Here is a 24795-nt window from a genome sequence, read left to right as displayed (position 1 = left end):
TAAACTGCCAAACGCTTACCAACCTGCGACAGTATGTATTCTGCCCGTGAACGTGAAATAAATGCGCTGCTCCAACTGCTGGATGATACGGATACGGAAGTATTGGTATCGGTAGAAGAAAAGCTGCTCAGCTACGGGCAAAGTGTGATTCCGAATCTGGAAACGTATTGGGAGCAATCGCCGGACGATGCATTGCAGGAGCGGATTGAACTTATCATTCACCGCATTCATTACAGCAACCTGGCACAAGAGTTTACCAACTGGGCCAATGGCGAAAGCGATTTGCTCTATGGCGCTTTTTTGGTAGCCAAATATCAATACCCCGAGTTGCAAAGTGTGCAAACCATTCAGGAAATTGAACGGATGCGCCGCAACATCTGGCTGGAAATGAACAGCTACCTTACCCCGCTGGAACAAATCAAAATTGTGGAGAGCATTCTCTACAATTTTTACAAAATGAAAGGCGGCGAACTGGTGTACACGCAGCCCAACGATTACATGATTCACAAAGTAGTGGAAAGCAAAAAGGGCAATTCCATTACCAATGGCATTTTATACCTCATACTCGCAGAGCAACTCGATTTGCCCGTTCGGGCCATCAATATCCCCCGCCAATTTGTGCTGGGCTGGTTTTCGCACCAGGTATTGTTTGAAAATGATTTTGAACTCACCCATCCTGCCGATACCATTAAGTTCTACATCGACCCCAACAGTGGCATTGGCTTTCAGCTAAAAGACATTGAGCTGTACTTCAAACGCATCGGCGTTACATCTACAGCTTCGTATTTTAAACCCCGCAGCAACCGGCAGATTATTCAACTGTTGCTGGAACAGTTTGCCAATTGCTTCGACAATGAAGCAGAAGGTTACAAACGCAAGGAGCTGCTGGCACTGGCAGCCATTGCTGCACAAGCAGATGCTGCTGCCCAACAGCGCAGCGATGTGGAGGAAGAAGATTAACGCAGGATACCGGCGGCCCATTCTACCGCATACAAACTCTTGAAGTATTTCGCTTTTAATTCGGCCACTTTCTGGCGGCTTTCCAGCACTTTGTTTTCTCGGCTGTTGAGTAAAAACAGGGTGCTTTCGCCCAACTCAAATTTCATGAGTTCTACCTCAAACACTTTTTGATACGCCTGTAAGGCCTGCTCCTGCAAACGCAGTTGTTGCAGCAGGTTCAGCATTTCGTTGTAGTACTGTTTTACCTTGTTGGCAATGCCCAATTGCGTAGCACTGCGGTCTACTTCTGTTGCTTGTATTTTCAGTTTTGCCGAACGGTAATCGCCCCTGCCCTGCCGCAGAAACAATGGGATGCCCACTTCCAAACCAAACTTGTAATTGTTTTGCAAAGTGGCCGCATCAAAACTATCCCACACCTGATAGCCTTTCGATAAGATGTTATACTTCAAATTTACCGCTGGCAACAAGCTCTGCAATTTCAACTGCCGTTCTATTTCCAATGCATCCAGTTTAAACTGAAAGGTTTGCAGTTTGGGATGGTTCGTACCAGCCACATCCAGCAATTCATTCAGCGGTTTGAATTGCATTTTGTACGGATCGGTTTCATCAGTATTTACCGCAGGTACAACTGATGCTGGCAACACGGCCGGTTGCATGTCCTGCGTCCACAGGTAATTGCTGAGTTCAAAACCGGCTTTCAAAAATTCGTTGTAAGCATTGGCCTGTGCTGCCTGAAACGTCAGCAGTTGTGTCAATGCTTCAGTACTATCAATGCCGGGCCTGTCGCCTTGCTCCACGGTAATGCGCAATGTTTCGTAGCGTTTGGTATTGATAGTAACAAGCGTTGGTCAAAATGCGGTACACCTGATATTGCGCTACCCAATACCAATAAGCTTCCATGGCTTCAAAAAGTACATCGTTCACCATGAGCAATTGTTCGGCCTTGCTTTGCTGCACAAACAATTTGGCTTGCGCCAGGCCCGCTCTGCGGCGGTCCATCAGCAGGTTTTTAGCCAGCGGTATGCTGATGCCCGCATAGCTCGTTTGCCCCAGCGATACTTCACGGTTCGTAAATTCGCCACCGTTATTTTCCAATCCCGCCATCAGCTCAATGCCCATCCAGGTGGGCACTTTCAGTGTGGTGTGGTTGTAGTTGTAATAGTTTTTACCATCAAAGGTTTTCTGATCGTTGGTAAAATAAACCGCCGGATCAAAGAGGCCGCGGCTGGCCAATAGCTGCGCTTCGGCGTTGTTTACCATCAGGCCGGCCTGCTTTACCACGGGGTGATATTGCCGCACTAAATCGAGGTATTGCACAGGCCCCAGTATGGCCAGCGAATCTTGCGCTGCCACTGGTGCAACCATGCTGATGCATACAGCCAATATCCAACCAAATCTTTTCATGCAGTGTGCTTGTGCGTAATTCACCAATCTGTATTCGTTATTCTTTTTTATCGCCTTTGGCAGCGGGCTTATCCAGCTTGTAAAATTCTGGCGGGAAGCCGTTGATGTTTCGCCACAACTCGTACCAAACGGGCACATCTTTCAGCAAAGCAAACCCCGATGCACCAGAGCCCAACCGCAAGCCCGGCGGCCAGTGGCGGTCGGTACTGTCTTCGGCTACCAGTATGCGAAACTTACCGTTGATGCTGCGGTTGCTTTCTACCGCAATCACTTTACCGCCATAAGTACCATAGCTGGCAGCAGGCCATCCGCTAAATACAATGGCCGGAAAACCATCGAACATAAAACGGACTTTCTGACCTATGTCAACCAGTGGCAAATCCATGGGGCTCACAAACAATTCAACAGCATAATCAATATCCTGCGGTACTATCTCTACAATCTTCTCGCCTTCTTTTACAATCTCATTGATACCTGCTTTCATGGCTTTGATGACCTGTCCGCTTTGTGGCGCCACCAAAAAGTAATAACCGGAACGCTGCTCAATGTTTTGCTTTTTGATGCTGAGCGAAGCCACTTTTTCTTTGGCTTCTGCCACCGCACCACTGCTGGCAAACTGATCACCTTGTGCCTTGGCTATTTTTTCTGCATACTCCTGTGTAGCGTTACTGATGTCGAGTTTGTTAATCAATAAATCTTGCCGCAGGTTATCGAGTTCATTTTGCTTATCGGTAACCGCCGCCAACGCTTTTTGAAAAGTGGCATTGCGTCTTTCAAAATCGAACTTGCTGATGGCTTCTTTTTCCAGCATGGTTTTGGCACGTTCGAGCTGTTCTCTGGCTTGCTGCTCATCTACTTTCGCCGCTTGCACTTCCAGCTGCTTTGCCTGAATCTTGCGTTCTATCTGAATGCGTTTGTTATCCAGCGAAGCCATTTTCAAATCCCGTTGCTCCAGCAGGTACTGCATTTGCTGCTGCGAGGTAGCGGCCTTGCCTTCGTAAAAGCGGGCCTTGTTTTCGTTTTGAGCAATTTGCTCCTGCGTTTTCGGAATCAAATTCGGATCGAGGTAATCGTCTTTGATTTCACCCAGCTGTACAATAGTGTCGCCGGCTTGTACAAAGTCGCCTTCTTTTACATACCACTTAATGATTTTGCCGGGAATCTGGCTATTGAGTTCTTGTGGTCTGTCGTCTTGATTGACCGTGGTTACAAAACCTGTAGAACGGATATTTTGCGTCCAGGGCAAAAACAAAAACACCACTATGACGGCCAGCAACACCCACACCCATTTTTGCATGTAGCGTTTGCGGTCTTTTTCATACACCAAATCCAGGGCCTTCACATCTACCGGAAGCCTTTCGCCAATGGTGCCTGTTACGTGTTCAATGCGCATAACTTTTACAATTGAGGATTTACCGGTTGAATATTATAAACGATGTCGGCAGTATGCATCAATTCAGGGTCCGATGCAGCTACTACGATGGTACAATCTCTAAGGTCTTGTTGCAAGAAACGAATCATGGAAATTTTGGAACTGTCATCCATGCCCTCCCAAGGTTCTTCCAGCAGCAGCAGTTTGGGTTTACCCGCCAAAGCCCGCAAAAACAAAATGCGTTGCGTGGTGGTTTTGCTCAGCCTGCGTCCTGTTGGATCTATGTAGGTTTCAAAACCTTTGGGTTGCTCCGCAATGAAATTGCCCAAGCCAATTTTTTCTGCGAGGCGAATCATTTCCTGCGGCGTGTACGCACAGTTGCCCAGCGATACATTTTCCCACAACGTGCCTTCAAAAATTTCTTGCTGGCTAAAGTAAATGCCTGTGGCATTGCGCAGCGAATCAAGACTGTAGTTGCCAATGGGCAAACCATTGATCAGAATTTTGCCATCGAACTCACTAAACGAACCTGTCAGCAATCTGAGCAACGTGCTTTTGCCTGAACCTTCCGGTCCGGCAATACACACCAGCTTGCCGGCAGGTATGCGCATGTCCACATGTTTCAAAATCACCTGGTCTTTGTTGTAGGCAAATGACAAATCTCTCGTTTCAATGCTGATGCCTTCGGTCGTATCCAATGGCATGTTGCCCGATACTTCGAGTGGCTTGTCAATCACTTTGCCCAGCTTTTCTACCGAGGTCAGCACATCATACACTTTATCGAGGCTGATGATGAATTTTTCGATGCTGGCCAACACAGTGATGATTACGATTTCTGCCGCCACAAATTGGCCTACGTTCAATTCCTGATCGATCAGCAAAAAGCCGCCCACTACCAGCATGGCCAGTGTAATGAGTACTTTAAACAAAATGAGTGACCAGTATTGCAGCAACAATATTTTGAAGTGGCTGGTACGGGCTTCGAGATACCCACTCACCAGTTCATCGGTTTTGGTAATGTGGATGCCTGTATTGCGGGAAAACTTGATGGACTTCATCACCCTTGCTATTTCCTGCAACCAACTGGCAACGCCGTATTTGTAATCGCTTTCTTCAATGCTGGTGGCAAGGCCCCGGGCACTGGAGTAGCGAATAATGAGAAACAAAATTACCAACAGCAGCAAACCAAATACGATAAAAACAGCATTGTAAAAAGAAAGCAGGATTAACCCAAACACAATTTGAATCATTGCCACTGGCAAATCGAGCAACAATTTGCTCAATCCTTTTTGCAATGAAATCACATCAAAAAAACGATTCACCAGTTCGGGCATGTAGTAGCCATCCACGCTCTTCATGTCTACCTTGGGAATGCGGTGCGCAAATTCGAACGTGTACTGTGCAAAAAGGTTTTGCTGAATTTTTTCATTCAGCTTCATTTGGTTCACCTGCAATATGCCGGTGAATAATACGCCTGTTACGACCGCTCCAATCAAGATAATCATGGACGTACTAAAGCTGCCAGCCAACACAAAGTTGATGATGCTTTGAATGCCCAGTGGCAACGTAAGCTGCAGCAGGCCAAACAAAATGGCGTAGAAATAAATGGCCGAAATTTCGCGACGCTCCAGCCGGATAATCCGGAAAAGCCGGAAAATGGAACGTTGCAACACAGCTTGTTGGGTATCAATGGCCATAGTAAGTTTTGTTCATTTTTTGTGTGATTTGCAAATAAAACCCTTGCACAGGTAAAAGGTTGGAAGGCGGCAAAGATATTTGTCAGCTTTCCCCATCACCATGAGCATCATGCTTTTAGCCAATGATTAAGGTTATATAACCATATGTTATGCAACCCCCTGTGGCTCATGGCATTTCGTTAAAATTATGGCATCTGTTTGGCGTAAAAGGCCGCAACTTATCTTCGGCACATGGCTGTGCTCAAAAAACTATGGTTGCAAACAATATTGTTGCTGATTTCGGCAACGGTGTTGGGGCAACAGCCATTGGTGCAGGTAAAAGGTACCGTGTACGATATTACCCGCCGCAACCCCATGGAATCGGTTACTGTAATGGCTACCAACGGCCAGGCCACCATGACAGACACTTTGGGCCATTACAAAATCTGGGTACGGGCTACAGACTCCGTTTTCTTTTCTTACCAAAACAAAGTCACCGGCAAATACCCCGTTTCTACCATTCAAGACACAGAGCAGTTTAATATGGCCCTGCATGTGCAAACCAACAACCTGCCGCCTGTAACGGTGTATGCCAAAAACTACAAGATGGATTCGCTGGCCAACCGTCGGGATTATGCCAAATATTTCAACTACCAAAAACCCAACCCGCTGCGCAATATTAATGTAGCTAATGGCGGTGTGGGTATGGATCCCAATGATATCATCAACCTGTTTCGGTTTCGACGCAACAGGCAATTGCTGAGCCTGCAAAACCGCCTCATACAAGAAGAGCAGGATAAATACATCGACTATCGCTTCAACCGGAGCTTTGTAAAAAAAGTAACGGGTATGACAGATGATGCTGCCGTAAAACGCTTCATGTTTAAGTACCGCCCACCTTATGATTTTTTGGCCATTGTAAACGAACTGGAACTCGGCTATTACATCCAGCAGTGTTACAAAAAAGACCAGGGCCTGCTGCCACCCGGCGTAGAAATTTACCTATTGGGTGTGCAGAATCCTTCGCTGGAAGGAAGAAGGAACTGATGTTGGGAGGTTGGTAAGTTTGCAGGTTTACAAGTTTGGAAGTGCCTTGTTTGTTGTTTTGGGTTTGTGGTTTGTAGTTTATTGTTTGTGGTTAATGCTACTTCCTTTTTTCTTATTTCTTATTCCTTATTCCACATTATACATTGAAAGAACACCCTCCCCAACAGTTACCATCCATTGCCTGTTATTTATGATGCCTTCACTCATTCCGTGACGTGCCTCTGCCCGCATCCCTTACCTTTGCCACTCTCAATAAAAAACAACGATTATGCCGCAGCAAGACCTCTTTCAAAGTCCGGATTATTACCTGCTGGATGAACTGCTGACTGAAGAACACCTGATGATCCGCGACACCGTGCGGACCTATGTAAAAAAAGAAATTTCACCCATCATTGAAGAGTATGCGCAGCGGTCAGAATTTCCGCAGCAGATTGTGCGTCAGCTGGGCGAACTGGGTTGCTTTGGCCCCACCGTTCCTGAGCAATATGGCGGCGGCGGCCTCGACTATATCAGTTACGGATTGATGATGCAGGAGCTGGAACGTGGCGACAGTGGCGTACGCAGCACCGCATCTGTACAAGGCTCGTTGGTCATGTATCCTATTCATGCATTTGGCAGCGAAGAACAGCGCATGAAATACCTGCCCAAACTGGCCAGTGGCGAATGGCTGGGTTGCTTCGGCCTCACCGAACCCAACCACGGCAGCAACCCTGCTGGCATGCTTACCAATATCAAAGATGCCGGCGATCATGTGATTTTGAATGGTGCCAAAATGTGGATCAGCAATGCGCCCTTTGCACAAGTGGCTGTGGTATGGGCCAAAGATGAAGCGGGCATTGTGCGAGGCGTCATTGTGGAGCGTGGCATGGAAGGCTTTACCACCCCGACTACGCACAACAAATGGAGCCTGCGGGCCAGTGCTACTGGTGAGCTTGTTTTCGATAATGTAAAAGTGCCGAAAGAAAATATTTTGCCCAATGTACAAGGCATGAAAGGACCGTTGAGCTGTCTCAACAAAGCCCGTTACGGCATCGCCTGGGGCACCATTGGCGCTGCCATGGATTGCTACGATACTGCGCTGCGCTACAGCAAAGAACGCATTCAGTTCGACCGACCCATTGGTGGTTTCCAATTGCAGCAAAAGAAGCTGGCCGAAATGATTACCGAAATCACCAAGGCACAATTGCTGGTATGGCGATTGGGTGTGCTCATGAATGAAAACCGTGCTACGCCTGCCCAAATCAGCATGGCCAAGCGCAACAGTTGTGAAATAGCCAAGCAGGTGGCCAGCGATGCCCGCCAAATGCTGGGCGGCATGGGCATTACCGGCGAGTATCCTATCATGCGTCACATTATGAACCTCGAAAGTGTCATCACTTACGAAGGCACCCACGACATTCACCTGCTCATCACTGGTTTGGATGTAACCGGGCTCAACGCTTTCAACTAAGCATTCAATTCATGTTTCATAGAGGCTGTACCACTGGTGCAGCCTTTTTTTTGTTTTGGTTATTTCCCTGTTTTGGGGGATGCCCTGCGGCCATTTTCTGTTGCTTATTTGTAAGGAAAAATGGATACCATTTTCCACCCTTCAATTTCAACCCCATGAAAAAAGCACTGCTCATTGTGGCCGGTTTTTTACTGGCACAGGCCGTACCTGCACAGCTCATTAAAAAGCTGGGCGACAAAGTGAAAAAAGAAGTAGATAAAACCGCTGACAAGATCATCAATGGCGATAAGCCAGCCGGCAATACCCCCACTGCGGAAATGCCTGCTGCTGGCAATGGCAAAACCACCAACCTGGGTGCCTATGCAGCCTACGATTTTGTACCCGGCGATTCGGTGCTTTTTAATGATGACTTGAGCAATGAAGAAGCCAACGAAATACCCAGCCGTTGGATACTCGACAAGGGCCGTGCAGAAATAACCGATGCCGATGGCGAAATGATGATTGCCGCAAGACAAGGCACCACGCTCCGCCCCCGCATGAAACTTCCCAGCTACCTACCCAAACGGTTTACCATTGAGTTCGATATCAAGTATGTGAATTATGCCTGGCAATATGGCCGTGCAGTTACGTTGTTTTTATCCAACGCATCTATGGATAAAAACCAGGATGGTGGCCAGTTTGAACAATACCCCATTAAAATTTGGGCCAATGCCGAAGCCTCTTTCAATCAGGCGCAAGGCCAGTGGCCATACGACTTTCGGGCCGATAAAGAAAACGCCGTGCTCAAAGACTGGAAGCACATTGCCATCAGCGTAAATGAAAAGAGCGTTAAAGTGTACATCAATCAATACCGCATCTTGAATGCGCAAATTGAGTTTGCCAATCCGTCATCGCTGCGCTTCAATATTGATGGTGATTATGATGCACCTGTGCTCATTAAAAACTTCCGCATATTGGCCGGTGGCAAAAGTCCTGCCAAGCAAATTACGACCAACAATGTGTACATCGCCAGGGGCATTTTGTTTGAACGGGCCTCTCCAGTTTTGCTACCCGAAAGCATGGGCGAAATCAACAACCTGGTAAAGCTGATGAAAGATGACCCCGCTATCAAATTTGAAATAGCCGGCCACACCAGCGCCGAAGCAGGCAGTAGCGCTGAAGCCAACATGCAACTGAGTGAAGCCCGTGCCAATGCTGTTCGCCAAAAAATGATAGACATGGGCATTGATGCTGCCAGACTCACCGCCAAAGGATACGGCCAAACAAAGCCTATTGGCAGCAACGATACACCAGAAGGTAGAGCCACCAACCGCCGCGTAGAAATTGTGAAACAATAATGCAACTGTTGTTGCTCACTGTAGCCTGTGGCTGTAATGGCCGCAGGCTTTTTTTGTAGTGTTAGGTGTATTTACGCTTGCATGGCCCATGGCATCGTTGTACATTAACCAAAACGAAATCTCCATTTACTCACATCAAAATCATTGCACACATGTACCACAAAGTAAAATCCGGCGACACCCTGTCTAAAATTGCCCGACAGTATGGCCTGCCGATGGAATTGCTCCTGTCGTTCAACAGCAGCATTACCAATCCTTCCAAAATTTTTGTGGGGCAGCTCATTTACATACCCAATGTAGAAGACGTGCCCGAGCCAGAAATTGAAGTTGTCAACACCAAACAATCGGAGCTGATAGCCCGTGCCAAAACGGCCATCAACAAAGGAATACGCTACAAGCTCGGCGCCGGTGGCATGAACCCCAATGCGGCCCTGCCCAGCAATGCCAATAAGCAATGCGATTGCAGTGGTTTTGTGTGTTGGATTTTAGGCCTTTCCCGCAAATCCAACATTCCGTTTTACGGCCGGCATGGTGGTTGGATTTACACAGACAGTATGGTGGCCGACATCAACAGCAGCGCCGGCATTTTTGAACGCATCAATACCCCGGAGCCGGGCTGTATTGTAGTATTTGGAGCCGGGGGCGCCATTGGCCATGTAGGGCTGGTATCGAAAGTGAGCAACGGTCAAATGGACAAAGTGATTCATTGCAGCTCGGGCAATGATCGACATTTCAACGACTCAATTCAGGAAACGGGGCCGCAGATATTTAACCGTCCCGATACAGTTTGGGGCCGTTTTGTTGGCTAAATGAAAAGAGCCGCCCCGGTTGGGAGCGGCTCTTTTGTTGTACGAACCTGCGTTGTGTATCAGGCATTCCACAGCGGATTGCGTTTCATGTTTTGCATGTAGCGCCGCATATTCATCCAAAATACCAGAAAGAAATAAAAGATGACCGGACTGCCAAATGTGAGAAACGACAGGTAAATAAAATACAACCGGATTTTGGAAGAGGCGATATTGAATTTTTCACCCAGATAACTGCATACCCCAAACAGGTTGTACTCCACCAACGAACGAAGCTTGTTCATATCGTTTTGATTTTTTGCGTAGGGGCAAGGTAGTGCAAATGCGTTGAACCAAACCCATAATTAACGCTGAGTTTGTACAACAAACCGAAGGAACAAAAGGAGGAGCAGCCGCTATCTTTTACTTATACCAAAGTGGATTTCGCTTGCTGTAAAAAATGTAGCGCTTCACATTCATCCAAAATGCCACAAACAGATAAATAATCAGCGGGCTGCCAAATGTGAGAAAAGAGAGGTAAATGAAATACAGGCGAATGCGGGAAGTGGCTATGTTGAAGCGTTCGCCCAAATAAGTACAAACCCCGAATACATTGTATTCAATGGTTTGGCGTACGTTTTCCATTTGCGCTTTCATAGAGGTTAGTTTTGAAGTTGCCTTTGTGAGGTAAGTGAAATATTGTGTTGGTTCGGGGCCGCAAAAATGCAGGTTTTCTGCATTTTACAACCATATGTTATAGAATATGCATCTCATTAACAATGTAACCCACAAAAGGTTGAAAAAGCTTGCAAAGCCTTGATTTTCGTATCGGGCTGTATGCCTTCGGTTCGTAAATTCGCAGCACTTTTACAAAAGAGTAAATCATCAAACTTTCAATTAATACGCTATGTTCGATCTCTCCATGATCAAAGCGGTGTACGAACGGTTTCCCGGTCGTGTGGCCGCAGCCCGCAAAGCCGTTGGCCGTCCGCTTACGCTCACTGAAAAGATTTTGTATGCCCACCTGACGCAGGGCGATGCTACCGCTGCTTTTGCCCGTGGCAAAGACTACGTAGATTTTGCACCGGACCGTGTAGCCATGCAGGATGCCACCGCCCAAATGGCGCTGCTCCAGTTTATGCAGGCCGGTCGTGCCAAGGTAGCCGTGCCCAGCACCGTACACTGCGACCACCTGATTGTGGCCAAAGACAACAGCAAGGTAGACCTCGAACGTGCGGTAAACGAAAGCAAAGAAGTGTACGATTTCCTCGCTTCTGTTTCTAATAAATATGGCATTGGCTTCTGGAAGCCCGGCGCCGGTATCATTCACCAGGTGGTGTTGGAAAACTACGCATTCCCCGGTGGTATGATGATTGGTACCGATAGCCACACGGTAAATGCAGGTGGCCTTGGCATGATTGCCATTGGTGTAGGCGGTGCCGATGCCTGCGACGTGATGGCCGGCCTGCCCTGGGAACTGAAAATGCCTAAGCTCATTGGTGTAAAACTGACAGGCAAGCTCAACGGTTGGACCGCTCCTAAAGATGTGATTTTGAAAGTAGCCGGTATCCTCACCGTAAAAGGCGGAACTGGTGCTGTGGTAGAATATTTTGGTGAAGGTGCCGTGGCCATGAGCTGTACCGGTAAAGGAACCATTTGTAACATGGGTGCCGAAATTGGTGCCACCACTTCAACTTTCGGCTACGACGAAAGCATGAGCCGCTACCTGAAAGCTACCGGCCGCGAAGCAGTAGCCGAACTGGCGGATGGCATTGCCGAGCACCTGACTGCCGACCCCGAAGTGTATGCTAACCCCGAGCAGTATTTCGATCAGGTAATTGAAATAAACCTGAGCGAACTGGAGCCGCACCTGAACGGACCTTTCACGCCCGATTTGGCTACGCCTATCAGCAAAATGAAGGAAGTAGCGGCCGCCAACAACTGGCCTACCAAAGTAGAAGTGGGTTTGATTGGTAGCTGTACCAACTCTTCTTACGAAGACATCAGCCGTGCTGTAAGCCTGGCCAAGCAGGTAGCCGAAAAAGGCTTGAAAACAAAAGCAGAATTTACCATTACCCCCGGTTCTGAGCAGGTTCGCTACACCATCGAAAGAGATGGTTTCCTCGATACGTTTGCCCAAATTGGTGCTACGGTATTTGCCAACGCCTGCGGTCCCTGCATTGGTATGTGGGAACGCATGGGTGCCGAAAAGCAGGAGCGCAACACCATTGTGCACAGCTTCAACCGCAACTTTGCCAAACGTGCCGATGGCAACCCCAACACCATGGCATTTGTGGCCAGCCCAGAGTTGGTAACAGCCCTGGCGATTGCCGGCGACCTTACTTTCAACCCCATTACCGATACCCTCACCAACGAAAAAGGTGAGCAGGTAAAACTCGACCCACCCAGTGGCTATGAGTTGCCTGTACGTGGATTTGCAGTGGAAGATGCCGGTTATCAGGCACCTGCCGAAGATGGCAGCGGTGTAAACGTAATTGTAGAACCCACCAGCAAGCGTTTGCAACTGCTCGATCCATTCCCAGCTTGGGAAGGTACCGACCTGAAAGGACTGAAGCTCCTCATCAAAGCCAAAGGCAAATGTACCACCGACCACATCAGTATGGCCGGCCCATGGCTGAAGTTCCGCGGTCACCTCGACAACATCAGCAACAACATGCTGATTGGTGCGGTCAACTTCTTCAATGAAAAAACAGACAACATTAAAAACCAACTGACAGGCGAATACGGCCCGGTACCTGCTACACAACGTGCTTACAAAGCCGCCGGCATTGGCAGTATTGTAGTGGGCGACGAAAACTATGGCGAAGGTTCTTCTCGTGAACACGCCGCTATGGAGCCTCGCCACCTCGGTGTACGTGCCGTGCTGGTAAAAAGCTTTGCCCGCATTCACGAAACCAACCTGAAAAAGCAGGGTATGCTGGCTCTCACTTTTGCCGATAAAGCTGACTACGAAAAAATTCAGGAAGACGACAGCATTGACATTGTTGGCCTCACTGAATTTGCGCCCGGCAAACCATTGACTCTGGTACTGAACCATGCCGATGGCAGCAAAGATGAAATCAGCGTAAACCACACGTACAACGAGCAGCAGATTGAGTGGTTCAAGGCCGGTGCGGCACTGAACATCATCCGTAAGCAGTTTGGTGCGTAAACAAGTCAGAAAGACTGGAAGTTGATACAATATAAAATCCCGCTACCATTTTGGTGGCGGGATTTTTATTATACGCATTTCATCTACCAATGAGGTGTTTTGCAGCAACAGGTTTGCGTAACAACAATGCCTACTTTCGAAGCCTGTATGAATTTTCTGGAAGCAAAACAAGTAAGTAAAAGCTATGGCAGCCAGCAGGTAGTGGCACCCACCAGTTTCAACCTGCACAATGGTTGCCGGCTGGCCATTGCCGGCGAAACGGGCTCTGGTAAAAGCTCACTGCTCAAAATGATAGCCGGCCATGTGCAACCCGATGGCGGCGAAATCATTTTCAATGGCGAACGAATTTTGGGCCCCAACGATCAACTGTTGCCAGGTCACAAAGGCATTGCTTACCTGAGCCAGCATTTTGAATTGCGCAATAACTACATCGTAGCCGATTTGCTGGATTATGGCAGCGAACTCAATGCTGAGGAGCAACTGCAACTCTACCGGCTTTGTGAAATAGACCACCTGTTGCAGCGCAAAACCAACAGCGGCTTATCGGGTGGTGAAAGACAACGGATAGCACTGGCAAAAATCCTTACCACCCAACCTAAACTACTGTTGCTCGATGAGCCCTTTTCAAATTTGGACACCCTGCACAAGCAATCGATGCGCCGCATTGTGGCCAACCTGCAAGCCACGTTGAATATTGGCATCATCATGATTTCGCATGATACGACTGACATGCTGAGCTGGGCAGATGAGATTTGGATTATGCAACACGGAATGGTCATTCAGCAAGGATCCGCAAGAGAGATATACCATCATCCCGTTTCCAATTATGCAGCAGGTTTGTTTGGCGTATTCAACGAAATACCGGTTGCACAAATACAAAGTTGGTTTCCATATTTTTCAAACGTGGTTACACAACACATGCACATCAGCAGGCCCGAACAATGGCAGATAAGCCTTGAGCCTGCGCCACATTTGCTGCAAGCACAAATTGAAACCATTGCATTTGAAGGCCCTACCCTTTTGCTCGGTATTCATGTACAAGGACATCGGCTATTTTGCAGAACCATGCAACAGGCTGTAATGGTTGGGCAAACAATCTACGTGCAGCTACAACATCGCTGATGCCTTTTAGCATTTAGGCTGGCTGTACTTTAACAGTCTAACCTTTCCTTAACAGAACACTCAGAAATCTTTAACCTCACGTTGCGTACTGAAAGCTTTGGTGCTCCGTCATACAGGCATACTAAAGCAATCGTTATGAAACGACTACTACTCATCGCCACGCCCCTGCTGCTGTTATTAACTGCTTGCAGCAAACAACCCATTGTTCGTCCGCCAGTAGATGAAAGTGACTGGTTGCGCAAAGAAAAAGGCATAGTGGTTGCCAGCGATTTTGGCTGTAGCAGCTTTGTCATAGAAACGAACCGAGGGTATGCATTGCTCCGCATGTGGGGTGGCTCTGCACCATTTATGGGTACCACTTTGTATGGCAATTTTAGTAGCTGGGGTGTAAAAACCGTGTACAACAGAACCGAAGGATATTTGATGACTGTTGATGTACAGGACTACTGGCTCAGCTACTGGCAAGCCATGGATGGGATGGCCTGGAATTGCGGCGGTATGTTTCCAGGAAGTGCCAATACTGGTGGAACAGTCGTAGCTGATTCTACATCGTCATCATCCCATTAACCAACAATAATTTCTGATGCATGCTTGATTTACCTTTATGCAATCAGCAAGGTAATATCAGGTATGCATCATGTGTATTGTATCAGTGGGCTGGGCGCCGATTTTCGCATTTTTCAACAGTTGCAATTGCACAATGCAATCTTGCATCCCATAGAATGGACGATGCCGGATGCAGGAGAAACACTTCCGCAATATGCAGCACGACTGGCTGCTCAAATCCAACATCCACAACCTATCTTATTGGGCGTGTCATTTGGCGGCATGCTGGCTACAGAAATCAGTCGCATCATGCCAGTGCAGCAAACCATCATCATCAGTAGTTGCAAATGCAAACAAGAACTACCCGCATGGATGCGTACAGCAGGCAAATTACGACTGCATAAAATCATTCCCTATTGGATGGTGACGCAATTCAGCAGCCTCAACAAATACATTTTTGATACGCAAAGCAAGGCGGAAGATCCGTACATCAAACAAATGATGCTGAAAGACACGCATCATCTATTTGTGAAACGGGCTGTCAATATGATTCTGACATGGCAGGCACAAACACCTGCACACAACATCATGCACATTCATGGACGGGCCGACAAATTGCTGTTGCCCAAAAGAGTGCAAGCCAATTACTGGCTCAATGATGCCGGCCATTTTATGATATGGAACAGGGCTGATGAAGTAAGCCAATACATCAATGCAATACTAGACAGCCTGGTGAAAGGATAAAAGCAAAATCGGCACCTGTAAAATACAGGCACCGATTGTTGATTGCTTGTTTCTGTTTGTAGAATCTTACTTCACTTCTTCTACCACGGCGGCAGAAAATGTTTTTACCTGAACGGCGAGTTTCTTACGGAACACACCTTCTGCAGTTGTCAGTTCCAATTCGATACGCTCCAATTCTTCAGGACGGAACTTAACGGTTACAGTGTGGTTCTTGCTGCTGATACGATCAACGAACAACAACTCTCCCATTTCGTCGGCAATGCGGAATACAGCGGGCTTGTCATTGTTTTGCTGCAGTTGAACCTGCAGGTAAATGAAGCGGTCGTCTGAACCGTAGTGACGAACAACGATATTTCCAGCGTTCTGGTTTTCAGTTTTACGGGTGTTTGCTTTGCGGGCAAATGTTTCGCCGGCAGGAAGCATAGCCATTACCATGGCTGCGATTGCGATAATAAACGTGTACTTTTTCATAACTCTTGCGATTTTTAATGGTTTAATAAATCTGTCTCGATCCATCTGCTTCTTCATTTCATTCGGCTAACAATCGAAGAGTTGAAACCGTCACTTAAACGTGCATGTGTGTTTTTGTGTACGGCGTTCCATGCATCTGGATTGGGTTGGTGTGTGTATCAATTGACAATGCAAACATAGAACGCATTTTTTCCGTACCACAACCCGATTTTGCTTTGCTGCATGACGCCTAAACCGCCCACCACTCCCTGAAACCCTTTCCAGCATTGAGTTTCAGCTACACATCTACATCATGCCCAACGGTAAATTACGAAAATGTTAATGCCCTTTTTACAGTAAAAAGGGCATCATCCGGACAATTACATGACAGTTTACTGAAACAAAAAGGCCACATCTTCAATGCTCAACTCTTGCATCAGGCCATCTTCTGTAGTAATTAATGACTCGGCTAATTTCTTTTTCCGGTCTTTCAATTGCAATATTTTTTCTTCTACTGTATGCTTACAAATCATACGGTACGCAAATACGGGCTGCGTTTGCCCAATGCGATGCGTTCTGTCAATCGCTTGATTTTCTACCGCTGCATTCCACCACGGATCCACGAGAAACACATAATCAGCCGCCGTTAAATTCAAGCCGGCATTGCCTGCTTTCAAACTAATCAACATCACCGAAGCATCGGTATCTGTTGATTGAAATACATTCACTAACTCCTGCCGTTTTTGTGCAGGTGTACTGCCATCTATCCTGCTGAAAACAATGCGATGCTGCATCAAAGCTTGCTCCAACACATCGAGCATGCCCGTGAATTGTGAAAACACCAGCGCCTTGTGCTGCGGAATGATTTGTTTCAACTCTTCCATCAACACATCGGTTTTGATGCTGTCTTCACAAAACAGATTGGCATCTTTTACCAGCACCGGACTATTGCACAGCTGCCGCAATTTGGTTAAGCCTGCCAACACCGATAGCTTGCCAGCCTGCAATCCTTTTTGTTCTATTTCCAACAACACACTACCGCGTATTTCATCTTTCAACGATTCGTACGCCATGCGTTGATCATGCCCCATGTGGCACCATAGTATCGATTCTGTTTTCTCCGGCAAATCTGCAGCCACCTGTTCTTTGGTGCGACGCAGAATAAATGGTGCAATCATTTTTTGCAACGCAGCCGCCTTCTCTTCATCCTTTTGTTGCTCTATGGGATACGCATATTCTCTTCGGAAAAATTCCTTGCTACCCAACATGCCCGGCAACAAAAAATTGAGCTGTGCATACAAATCAACCGTTCCATTCATGACCGGTGTGCCGCTCAGCGCAATGCGAAACGGCGCCTGCAGTTGTGTAATGGCACGGGTAATTTGTGCCACCGGATTTTTAATGTAATGACTTTCGTCTACCACCACTGTATTGAACGTTACAGCAGCAAACTGTTCTATATCCTGCCGCAGCGTACCATAGCTGGTAATGAGTACCTGATACTGTTCATCTGTTATCCAATCGGCTTTGCGTTGTGCTCCATGATAAGCGATGCTGCGCAATACCGGCGCAAACTTTTCCAACTCCTGCTGCCAGTTGTACATCAGCGAGGCGGGGCATACCACTAAAAAACGAGCGGTGCTGTCTTGCTCAAAACGATGCGCCAAAAAGGCAATGGTCTGCAATGTTTTTCCCAAGCCCATATCATCGGCCAGGCAACCGCTGCCACCAGCTTCGGCCAGCAGCCGCAACCATTCATATCCTTTCTGCTGATACGGTCGCAATGCTTGTACCTGCAAGGTTTGCGGCAATGCATACAACGCATCTTCCTGCCGCTGCCACTGCGTCCATTGTTGCCACCACTGCTCTGGCAGCACCTGCGTCAATTGCAGTGCGTTATCATCGGTAGCATCCAGGCTCATGGCCAACCAGCGGGGCACTTGCAGCTGATCGCCATTCACCCGGCTATGCTTTACCATGCCTGCGTATTGGCGCAACCATTCTTCGCCCAATACACCGAGGCTACCATCTTTCAGCATCACTGCTTTTTGTCCGTTGAGCAACATTTTTTGCAAATCGGACAATGGAATTTTTCTTTTCCAAAACTCACCTGCATGCTCACCTGCAACACATCTACCAGCTCTTGCAGTATCTGCAATTTTGTTTCGGGTTTGTAAGGCGCATATTTAAAATGCCTGAGCAAATCCATGCCCCGCAGTTCAATGTCCGCATCCAGCAGCTGATGATAGACTTTCAGAAACCAGCCTTTCTTTTGCGCATCGGCAAAGCTGAGGTAGTAGTACCCGTTGTATTGGCGGCTGAAGTTGGGATGCAAGCCTTGTAAAAATTGCACCAGCGATTGCTCCCCTGTTTCATCCCGGTGAATGTGCAGCGTTACCTCATCTTGTTTGTATTTGGTAATGGGTTCGTACGCCCCTTCTATCACACAGTCTTCATATACAAACTGTGGCGTAAGCATCAAAAAAGCATTGTTGAGTTCGCTGAGCAACACCCGGCGGGCAGGCGCAGTGGTAATGGCGACGGCATCTTCCAATGCATCGGCCTGTACCTCAAAACCCTGCTGGCGAATATGATTGGCCACAGCACGGGCATAATCGATAGCCGGCATGGTTTGTTCATCCCAGGTATGTTCATCCAGCCATTCCAACAACTCGTAGCAACGCAGCGGCAGGTGCAAATACTGGTGGTCTTTTTCCAGTAAAAAATAAAACCGCCGATAATCATTGAGCGATGTTTTTTCCTTTCCTTTTTCTACCCAAACATCAATTTGTGGTATATCGTTTTGTACAGTTATGCAAAACGATAACATCACGGCAAAGGGATGGTACACACAAGGTGCCGTAACGATTTTATTGGTAGCACCATGCGGCAGCCGGTGGTACCACGATAGCTGTTGTCCATATTGCTTGAGCTGACCCAGCACCTGCAAAAAATAACGGGCCATGGCTTTGTCGTAAAAAGCCGCCCAGTCGGTAGCAGTGCGTTGCAACTCAAACCGCTTTTCAATCAGCAGTTTTTCTTTTTGCAAGGCCGATTCACTCACCATCATCAGCGCCTTGCGGGCCTCCGCATCCAGCCCTTTGAGGTGCTGCGTCACAATGGCCTGCATCACGGGCAGCTCTTCCATTTCTACCATGCCATTGTCTTTCTTGCTCACCTGCAACAATTGCAATACCGGATGCCGGTGCAATAGCCGCATGGGCTGTAGCAGCAGCACGGTTTTTACAGAAACAGTTTGAGGTTGACTGGCCATGTGTTCACACAAAAAAGGGGCGCAAACATAGGGTGAGTGGCACAAAAAAATCCTGCCGAATTCAGCAGGATTTTTTGTATGGCTGCGGGTTTATTTTTTACCCGCTCTTTTCTTCAGTTCTTCTACCGAAATGGTCATCAATCTTCCCTTCGGTGTATCGCCGCGGTAGCTCATCACCTTTAGTTGCACCGCATCTTTCGGCACTTTTACTGCCGTGGTATAGGCAGGATAAAACTGATCGGGGAAGGAATTGTCAAACGTGTAGTGCACTTTGATGTTGTCCAGTTCCGTTTGCATTTCTACCCACAACTGACCGTCGGCATCCAGGCGGGCAGTAAAGCTGGGTTCGTACACGCTGGGGGCGTATTTAATCTGACGCACATCCAGTCGTTCGAAATGTTTTTCGACACGGCCGGCAAAGTTCGACCAGTTCTTTTGCTCCACAGGCGTCCACACACTTTCGATGGTGGCAAAAGCCCGGGGCCAGGTCATGTATTGTGCATGACGCATGTTGTACACCTGCTCTGTCCACAGGTTGGCCTGTCCACCCTTGATGTATTGTGCATCCACACCGGCAGGTACGGGGTTGAACTGATACGCTTTGTTCAACCGCAGCGTAGCATACACCCGTGGCTCAATGGCCACATCGCCCTGCATGTAATCGATATAGCTGTAAGTAGTGGGGCTCATTACCACTTCGTGCTTCAGCTTGGCTGCTTCAATGCCGCCTTTTTCGCCACGCCAGCTCATTACGGCAGCACCGTCTACCAGACCGCCTTCGAGTATTTCATCCCAGCCAATCACCTTCTTGCCTTTGGCCGTGATAATGCCAGTAACCCGCTTGGTAAAATAGCTTTGCAGTTCGTGCATGTCTTTCAGGTTTTCCTTTTTCATGAGGGCCAGAATCTGCTCGTTTTTCTCCCAGAAATTATGAGCACATTCATCGCCACCAATGTGGATGTAATCGAAAGGAAACAGGGCCGCTACTTCGCCAAACACCTGATCTAAAAACGTGTACACTTTTTCGTTGGCAGGGCACAGCGCATTGTCTACAATGGCGGTAAACTTACCGTCGCCCAACCAGTTCATGATTTTTTCGCCACTACGTACCACATAGTTTTCGGCACCGGGTGTGCAGCTCAGTTCGGGATACGAAGCAATGGCCGCCAGGCTATGGCCGGGCACATCTATTTCGGGTAAAATATTCACGAAACGTTCTTTGGCATAGGCAATAATTTCCTTCACATCTTCCTGCGTGTAAAAGCCGCCATAGGTTTTGGGCTCGTTGGGTTCGGGCTTGCTCATATCGCCGAAGTAACCCTCTTTGGGCACCCGCCAGGCCCCTACTGATGTGAGCTTGGGCAGGCCTTTGATTTCGAGGCGCCAGCCTTCGTCGTCGGTGAGGTGCCAGTGAAACACATTGAACTTATACCGGGCCATCTGATCGATGTAATCTTTCACCTCCTGCTTGGTAAAAAAGTGACGGGACACATCAAACATCAATCCACGCCAGGCAAAGCGGGGATAGTCTGTAATGTTGGCGCAGGGTGCGGTCCACTGTACGTTTTTCTGCACTTGCTTCGCTTCAATTTCTTTGGGAAACAACTGCACCAAACTTTGTACGCCGTAGTAAAAACCGGCGGCCTCATTGGCTTTGATGATGATTTGTTTTTGGTTTACTTCCAGTTCATAACCTTCCTTGCCCAAAGTAGCATTGGCCGGCTGCAACTGCTGCAGCACAATGCTGGCGGTAGCAGGTTTGCCTTGTGTAAACAGCATGGTGTAACCCGTAGCGGTAGTGAGTTTGTGCTGCAACCATTTTTGCGTGTATTGCAGCGACGCCATGTTGGGTGCATCTACCACAATTTGTTTGGGCAACAGGTAGCTACCGGGATTTTCTTTCACCGAAACCGGTTGCGGAATAATGGCTACCCTGCTTTGCTGGGCGATGGCTTGTCCTATGCCTGTTGCCAGTGCCAGCAACATCATCAGTTTTTTCATGTATGGGCAATTTTAAATTCGGGAAGGGGCAAGATAGTTGATTGGCTTTTGCAGCCAATGGCGGATCGATTGATAATGTTTTTTATTAACTAGTGTGATGTTTGTAATTAAAAAAACAGGCGGACAAGCATTAAATCCAGTAAGTAATTCAAGACAAATAACACAGAGGGAGGCGTTGGCAAGGCAATCCCGATAGCTATCGGGATTCTTTGGTTACTTTCTTTTTTCAAGAAAAAGAAAGTGACAATGCCGCTATCAGAACCCATTAGTTGAGTGAAGCATTCAAAAAAACAGCTGTTCTTGGCGTTAACAGAAGCACTACGGGTTATTGAATAAAATTCCCTCCATTAACCCTCTTTTAATGGAATACATCCTGCTGTACATTGCGGGTATGAAACAATGGATTGTTTTGGTTTGTATGAGTGTGCTGTGGGCCCAATGTGGCCCATCAAGCAATGAAGAAAAAGACGGCCATCCCCGCATTGTGATTGAAACACAATACGGCGATATTGAAGCCGAACTGTACCCCGACAAAGCGCCGCAAAGCGTAGCGGCATTTCTACGGTTTGTCGATTCCGGGTTTTACCAACGCAGCAGTTTTTACCGCATCCTCAACCAGGACAATCAACCCATGGGTAGCGCCCCTGCCGAACTGATACAGGGCGGCCTGTGGGGCACGGGCAACAAACGGGAATACCTGAAAGGCATACCCCATGAAAACACGCAGCAAACAGGGCTGCGGCATATCAACGGGGCTCTCTCGCTGGCCCGGCAAGATACCGGCACCGCCAACACCGAATTCTTTATTTGCATTGGCGACCAACCGGGCTTTGACTTTGGCGGCGACAACAACGGCGATGGCCAGGGCTATGCCGTATTTGGACAGGTAACCAAGGGCATGGATGTGGTACAAAAAATATACCGCCGCCCCGAAGAGAACCAGTACTTCACGCCGCAGGTGGATATTATAACGGTGCGGCGGAAGTGATGGGGAAGCGATGTTGATGGGTGATGAACAAAAACTAAAGAAGGATTGTAACGTCAACAATACAACATGTATAACCGGGTGTATTGTACTAATAACAATACAAAATGTATAACGCTATAACATTGATAATCAATAATGTTTCATTAGGCGTTTTTTGAAATAGTATCATATATTTACGTGTTGCGCCGCAATGGCTTACTCCGTTTGCCGGAAAATCGGGGGTGTATTTCAGCTGATTTACGGGAGGCAAAATGGGGCAATGGATTTTGCCGGTTAAGCTGCGCAAATGAGATTTGCTGAAAACCGGCGTTTTCGAAGCGAATCGCTTCAGCAGCTTAGGCGAAGCTAAAGGCTGGCATTGACATTGTCAATACCTGAGCCGGTGGCTTCGGTAAATCCCGTAGAAATACGGTAGCTCCCTCCCCCGATCCCGTTGGTCGACTTCGCCAATCAGCCATTGGCACAAATAGCCCGACGGGTATTTTCCTGGCAGTACGGTTGGCCACTGCAGGCAACTGCGGTTTTGCAACATTCGCCAGCAGCCTTATCTTCATACAGCACCACATCCTGCGAACGTCGCAAAGCCGCGGGACGTTATATGCAACCAATGACGTTCCAATTCATAGCTGCTTATTAATATGACCATTCCTGTTTATAAAGGGTACGACAAATTCAAACAAGTCGGCACGGTGACTATCAACTCAGACCGCATTACCCATGTTGACATTTCCTATTCTTTCCCGCAACCTATGGGCGACGCTGAACGATATGCCCTGTACATCATGCAAGGAAAAGAAGTGCCACAAGTAAAACGAGAACTAAGCCAAGACACGCAATTCCCGTTTGCTATCAAAAAACTTTCAAAAGCCGACTTTGCCTATCGCAACGCAAAACTGACACATGAACTTAAATCCAATGACCTCAAACAGCACTTTGGCGACACCAGGTTTTTTATAAAACCATCATTCATTCAACGTCTGACACTAACCCACAACCTCAAAAAATTCTATTGGCAGACAGAAGATTTTAAGACGCACATTTTTAAATATTTCATTGCGTCACTGATTGGTAGCGGATTGACGATTGTAGTGACAAACCTGACCAAAAAGCCTTGTCCCGACAACACTAATGGCAACGCAGCCACATCACCAGCAAATACGTCAAGTAGCTCCATACTGTCACCCACAACGACAGACACACAACTTCACCAACCCATTCATAAAACAACGAAATCTTTGAACGACGTTTCATCTGTTGACACAACAACCAAACAAAAGACCCAAACTAGGTGACACATACTTTAAGGTGACACGACTTTGGCTGCATATAACATTCGGTTTTGCAATAGGCTGGCTGACGAATAAGCCATCAGCAGTATCGCATCCATCATCTTTTGTTCCGGCTGACATTTAAAAATTAAGCGGCAACTTGTTATCTTCATCTTTACATCGTTGTTCGGCTTCGGTTCGGTCTGACTTGCCGCTATTACCAGCCCATCGCAAAGCCGTCTAACGTTAGTAGCCATTTTACAGACACCCTACAAGTGAAGAAACTCTTACCAATCATATTGCTTTTTACGGCTTGTACGACTAACCAAAACAAACTTGACAAAACCGCAGTCCCAAACGACACTTTGGTACGACAAAGTTCAGAAGAGAAAGACATTTCTGATCCATCAAATACTTTAAACGGCAAGATAGAAACTTTAGAGATGAGTTATATTGTTTGGGGCTGTGCTTGTGCTAATTGGGTAACACCTGATGATTTTAAAAACTACGAAGATGATAAACTTGCAGAGCATTGTATTTTTATTGAGCCGGCAAACAAAGATTTAGAACTTCCTATGTACTTTGACCCAGGAAGACACTTTATAAAAGTTACTGGACAATTTTATGTAAGACCCGACTATCCAAAAGGAACAACTAAAGGGGAGGAACAGTTGGACAAAGCGAGAGTTTTTCGTTATACAAAGATTGATGTGTTCAAAAAGGATATTGAATATTCAGCAAAAGACGACACGACACTTAACTTATCATACAACGCAGTAGAATGTACCTGTGCGCAATGGAGTGATACAAAATCATCGGCAGATACTGTAAGAGAATATTATTTTTTAGAGCCAGCAACTGATAAACTTATCAATGCTGACAAATTGTGGCAAGGCAACAACCTTCCTTTACAAATTCAAGTAACTGGACAAATTATTTCATATGCAGGTTATCCGACTGGTTATAATCCGACCAAAGGAGACCCAAAAGCAGAAAAGGTTTTTCGTTATACAAGATTGAAAGTTATTAGAAACGGGCCGACAAAAAACGGCTACTAACACTGGGTTTTGCGTCATGGCGGCTGACGCCTAAACCCCTGATCGCTGTAATTCTAATCATCTTTAAACCAGGGCTGGGCTGAGGTTCCCTGAGACCGCCACGAACGCAAAGCCCTGGCCGTTGGCAGCAACTCTAAAGCG

General features: G+C 47.3%; 22 protein-coding genes. 12 read left to right on the top strand and 10 right to left on the bottom strand.

Annotated elements, in window-relative coordinates; all coding sequences use genetic code 11:
* Positions 1–33: 33 nt before the first annotated feature.
* Positions 34–960 carry a transglutaminase family protein gene (locus GLV81_RS06125; RefSeq protein ID WP_157477753.1) on the top strand — a complete coding sequence of 309 codons (927 nt, stop codon included), beginning with the start codon at positions 34–36 and terminating at the stop codon, positions 958–960.
* Here GLV81_RS06125 and GLV81_RS06120 read toward each other — a convergent pair.
* Genes GLV81_RS06120 through GLV81_RS06105 form a run of 4 tightly spaced genes read right to left on the bottom strand, consistent with a single transcriptional unit; the run spans position 957 to position 5433 of the window.
* Positions 957–1769, bottom strand: a complete 813-nt coding sequence (locus GLV81_RS06120) for a TolC family protein (protein ID WP_157477751.1) — start codon at positions 1767–1769, stop codon at positions 957–959. The genes GLV81_RS06125 and GLV81_RS06120 overlap by 4 nt on opposite strands.
* The gene (locus GLV81_RS06115; RefSeq protein ID WP_197428983.1) at positions 1729–2364 is read right to left on the bottom strand and encodes a TolC family protein; all 636 of its coding nucleotides are present in this window, start codon (positions 2362–2364) and stop codon (positions 1729–1731) included. Before GLV81_RS06115 ends, GLV81_RS06120 begins: the two co-directional genes overlap by 41 nt.
* Before the next feature lie 37 nt (positions 2365–2401).
* A complete protein-coding gene (locus GLV81_RS06110) occupies positions 2402–3757 on the bottom strand; it encodes an HlyD family secretion protein (RefSeq protein ID WP_157477747.1) in 1356 nt (451 codons plus the stop codon).
* 5 nt (positions 3758–3762) lie between these two features.
* Positions 3763–5433 carry a peptidase domain-containing ABC transporter gene (locus GLV81_RS06105; RefSeq protein ID WP_157477745.1) on the bottom strand — a complete coding sequence of 557 codons (1671 nt, stop codon included), beginning with the start codon at positions 5431–5433 and terminating at the stop codon, positions 3763–3765.
* 231 nt (positions 5434–5664) lie between these two features.
* Here GLV81_RS06105 and GLV81_RS06100 point away from each other — a divergent pair, with 231 nt between their 5' ends.
* The 4 genes from GLV81_RS06100 (at position 5665) to GLV81_RS06085 (ending at position 10055) form a co-directional block, all read left to right on the top strand.
* Positions 5665–6459, top strand: coding sequence for a hypothetical protein (locus tag GLV81_RS06100; protein WP_157477743.1), 795 nt, complete (start codon positions 5665–5667; stop codon positions 6457–6459).
* A gap of 268 nt (positions 6460–6727) precedes the next feature.
* Complete coding sequence (locus GLV81_RS06095; RefSeq protein ID WP_157477741.1) at positions 6728–7909, top strand: acyl-CoA dehydrogenase family protein; 1182 nt, start codon at positions 6728–6730, stop codon at positions 7907–7909.
* A 155-nt stretch (positions 7910–8064) separates the two neighbouring features.
* Positions 8065–9246, top strand: coding sequence for an OmpA family protein (locus GLV81_RS06090; protein WP_197428982.1), 1182 nt, complete (start codon positions 8065–8067; stop codon positions 9244–9246).
* Positions 9247–9398: 152 nt separating this feature from the next.
* Complete coding sequence (locus GLV81_RS06085; protein WP_157477738.1) at positions 9399–10055, top strand: LysM peptidoglycan-binding domain-containing protein; 657 nt, start codon at positions 9399–9401, stop codon at positions 10053–10055.
* Positions 10056–10114: 59 nt separating this feature from the next.
* On the opposite strand, the gene GLV81_RS06080 is transcribed toward GLV81_RS06085, so the two are convergent.
* The gene (locus GLV81_RS06080) at positions 10115–10336 is read right to left on the bottom strand and encodes a PspC domain-containing protein (RefSeq protein ID WP_157477736.1); all 222 of its coding nucleotides are present in this window, start codon (positions 10334–10336) and stop codon (positions 10115–10117) included.
* A gap of 118 nt (positions 10337–10454) precedes the next feature.
* Positions 10455–10688, bottom strand: a complete 234-nt coding sequence (locus GLV81_RS06075) for a PspC domain-containing protein (RefSeq protein WP_246186279.1) — start codon at positions 10686–10688, stop codon at positions 10455–10457.
* Between the two features lie 250 nt (positions 10689–10938).
* Between GLV81_RS06075 and GLV81_RS06070 the strand changes: the two genes are divergently transcribed.
* From GLV81_RS06070 to GLV81_RS06055, 4 genes are all read left to right on the top strand, one after another.
* Positions 10939–13203 (top strand): aconitate hydratase, encoded by a 2265-nt coding sequence (locus GLV81_RS06070; RefSeq protein ID WP_157477734.1) that lies wholly within the window; start codon positions 10939–10941, stop codon positions 13201–13203.
* A 126-nt stretch (positions 13204–13329) separates the two neighbouring features.
* Positions 13330–14325: an ABC transporter ATP-binding protein gene (locus tag GLV81_RS06065; protein ID WP_157477732.1), complete on the top strand. Its 996-nt coding sequence runs from the start codon at positions 13330–13332 to the stop codon at positions 14323–14325.
* A gap of 135 nt (positions 14326–14460) precedes the next feature.
* Positions 14461–14892 carry a hypothetical protein gene (locus tag GLV81_RS06060; RefSeq protein ID WP_157477730.1) on the top strand — a complete coding sequence of 144 codons (432 nt, stop codon included), beginning with the start codon at positions 14461–14463 and terminating at the stop codon, positions 14890–14892.
* Positions 14893–14955: 63 nt separating this feature from the next.
* On the top strand, positions 14956–15615 hold the full coding sequence (locus GLV81_RS06055) for an alpha/beta hydrolase (RefSeq protein ID WP_197428981.1): 660 nt from the start codon (positions 14956–14958) through the stop codon (positions 15613–15615).
* 66 nt (positions 15616–15681) lie between these two features.
* Here GLV81_RS06055 and GLV81_RS06050 read toward each other — a convergent pair whose 3' ends face one another.
* The 4 genes from GLV81_RS06050 to GLV81_RS06035 all read right to left on the bottom strand — a co-directional run bounded on the left by GLV81_RS06050 (position 15682) and on the right by GLV81_RS06035 (position 21340).
* The gene (locus tag GLV81_RS06050; protein WP_197428980.1) at positions 15682–16143 is read right to left on the bottom strand and encodes a hypothetical protein; all 462 of its coding nucleotides are present in this window, start codon (positions 16141–16143) and stop codon (positions 15682–15684) included.
* 314 nt (positions 16144–16457) lie between these two features.
* Positions 16458–18131 carry a DEAD/DEAH box helicase gene (locus tag GLV81_RS06045; RefSeq protein WP_246186368.1) on the bottom strand — a complete coding sequence of 558 codons (1674 nt, stop codon included), beginning with the start codon at positions 18129–18131 and terminating at the stop codon, positions 16458–16460.
* Entirely contained in the window at positions 18104–19339 is a 1236-nt protein-coding gene (locus GLV81_RS06040) for a hypothetical protein (RefSeq protein WP_157477722.1), read from the bottom strand. The genes GLV81_RS06045 and GLV81_RS06040 overlap by 28 nt, the downstream gene beginning before the upstream one ends.
* A gap of 90 nt (positions 19340–19429) precedes the next feature.
* On the bottom strand, positions 19430–21340 hold the full coding sequence (locus tag GLV81_RS06035) for a beta-N-acetylhexosaminidase (RefSeq protein ID WP_157477720.1): 1911 nt from the start codon (positions 21338–21340) through the stop codon (positions 19430–19432).
* A 361-nt stretch (positions 21341–21701) separates the two neighbouring features.
* Here GLV81_RS06035 and GLV81_RS06030 point away from each other — a divergent pair, with 361 nt between their 5' ends.
* The 3 genes from GLV81_RS06030 (at position 21702) to GLV81_RS06020 (ending at position 24654) form a co-directional block, all read left to right on the top strand.
* Complete coding sequence (locus GLV81_RS06030; RefSeq protein WP_246186278.1) at positions 21702–22328, top strand: peptidylprolyl isomerase; 627 nt, start codon at positions 21702–21704, stop codon at positions 22326–22328.
* Positions 22329–22966: 638 nt separating this feature from the next.
* Positions 22967–23620 (top strand): hypothetical protein, encoded by a 654-nt coding sequence (locus GLV81_RS06025; protein WP_157477718.1) that lies wholly within the window; start codon positions 22967–22969, stop codon positions 23618–23620.
* Positions 23621–23871: 251 nt separating this feature from the next.
* Positions 23872–24654 carry a hypothetical protein gene (locus GLV81_RS06020; RefSeq protein WP_157477716.1) on the top strand — a complete coding sequence of 261 codons (783 nt, stop codon included), beginning with the start codon at positions 23872–23874 and terminating at the stop codon, positions 24652–24654.
* Positions 24655–24795: the final 141 nt, after the last annotated feature.

Origin of the sequence: Phnomibacter ginsenosidimutans (genome assembly GCF_009740285.1) — a bacterium.
GTDB lineage: Bacteria > Bacteroidota > Bacteroidia > Chitinophagales > Chitinophagaceae > Phnomibacter > Phnomibacter ginsenosidimutans.
Note: the sequence above shows the minus strand (reverse complement) of the source record. Positions and strands in the feature narration are given on the sequence as shown.

Coding starts and splice junctions, on each gene's coding strand:
- GLV81_RS06125 (WP_157477753.1), top strand. CDS start 34: ATGTATTCTGCCCGTGAACGTGAAATAAATGCGCTGCTCCAACTGCTG.
- GLV81_RS06115 (WP_197428983.1), bottom strand. CDS start 2,364: ATGAAAAGATTTGGTTGGATATTGGCTGTATGCATCAGCATGGTTGCA.
- GLV81_RS06110 (WP_157477747.1), bottom strand. CDS start 3,757: ATGCGCATTGAACACGTAACAGGCACCATTGGCGAAAGGCTTCCGGTA.
- GLV81_RS06105 (WP_157477745.1), bottom strand. CDS start 5,433: ATGGCCATTGATACCCAACAAGCTGTGTTGCAACGTTCCATTTTCCGG.
- GLV81_RS06100 (WP_157477743.1), top strand. CDS start 5,665: ATGGCTGTGCTCAAAAAACTATGGTTGCAAACAATATTGTTGCTGATT.
- GLV81_RS06095 (WP_157477741.1), top strand. CDS start 6,728: ATGCCGCAGCAAGACCTCTTTCAAAGTCCGGATTATTACCTGCTGGAT.
- GLV81_RS06090 (WP_197428982.1), top strand. CDS start 8,065: ATGAAAAAAGCACTGCTCATTGTGGCCGGTTTTTTACTGGCACAGGCC.
- GLV81_RS06085 (WP_157477738.1), top strand. CDS start 9,399: ATGTACCACAAAGTAAAATCCGGCGACACCCTGTCTAAAATTGCCCGA.
- GLV81_RS06080 (WP_157477736.1), bottom strand. CDS start 10,336: ATGAACAAGCTTCGTTCGTTGGTGGAGTACAACCTGTTTGGGGTATGC.
- GLV81_RS06075 (WP_246186279.1), bottom strand. CDS start 10,688: ATGAAAGCGCAAATGGAAAACGTACGCCAAACCATTGAATACAATGTA.
- GLV81_RS06070 (WP_157477734.1), top strand. CDS start 10,939: ATGTTCGATCTCTCCATGATCAAAGCGGTGTACGAACGGTTTCCCGGT.
- GLV81_RS06065 (WP_157477732.1), top strand. CDS start 13,330: ATGCCTACTTTCGAAGCCTGTATGAATTTTCTGGAAGCAAAACAAGTA.
- GLV81_RS06060 (WP_157477730.1), top strand. CDS start 14,461: ATGAAACGACTACTACTCATCGCCACGCCCCTGCTGCTGTTATTAACT.
- GLV81_RS06055 (WP_197428981.1), top strand. CDS start 14,956: ATGCATCATGTGTATTGTATCAGTGGGCTGGGCGCCGATTTTCGCATT.
- GLV81_RS06050 (WP_197428980.1), bottom strand. CDS start 16,143: ATGAAGAAGCAGATGGATCGAGACAGATTTATTAAACCATTAAAAATC.
- GLV81_RS06045 (WP_246186368.1), bottom strand. CDS start 18,131: ATGTTGCTCAACGGACAAAAAGCAGTGATGCTGAAAGATGGTAGCCTC.
- GLV81_RS06040 (WP_157477722.1), bottom strand. CDS start 19,339: ATGGCCAGTCAACCTCAAACTGTTTCTGTAAAAACCGTGCTGCTGCTA.
- GLV81_RS06035 (WP_157477720.1), bottom strand. CDS start 21,340: ATGAAAAAACTGATGATGTTGCTGGCACTGGCAACAGGCATAGGACAA.
- GLV81_RS06030 (WP_246186278.1), top strand. CDS start 21,702: ATGGAATACATCCTGCTGTACATTGCGGGTATGAAACAATGGATTGTT.
- GLV81_RS06025 (WP_157477718.1), top strand. CDS start 22,967: ATGACCATTCCTGTTTATAAAGGGTACGACAAATTCAAACAAGTCGGC.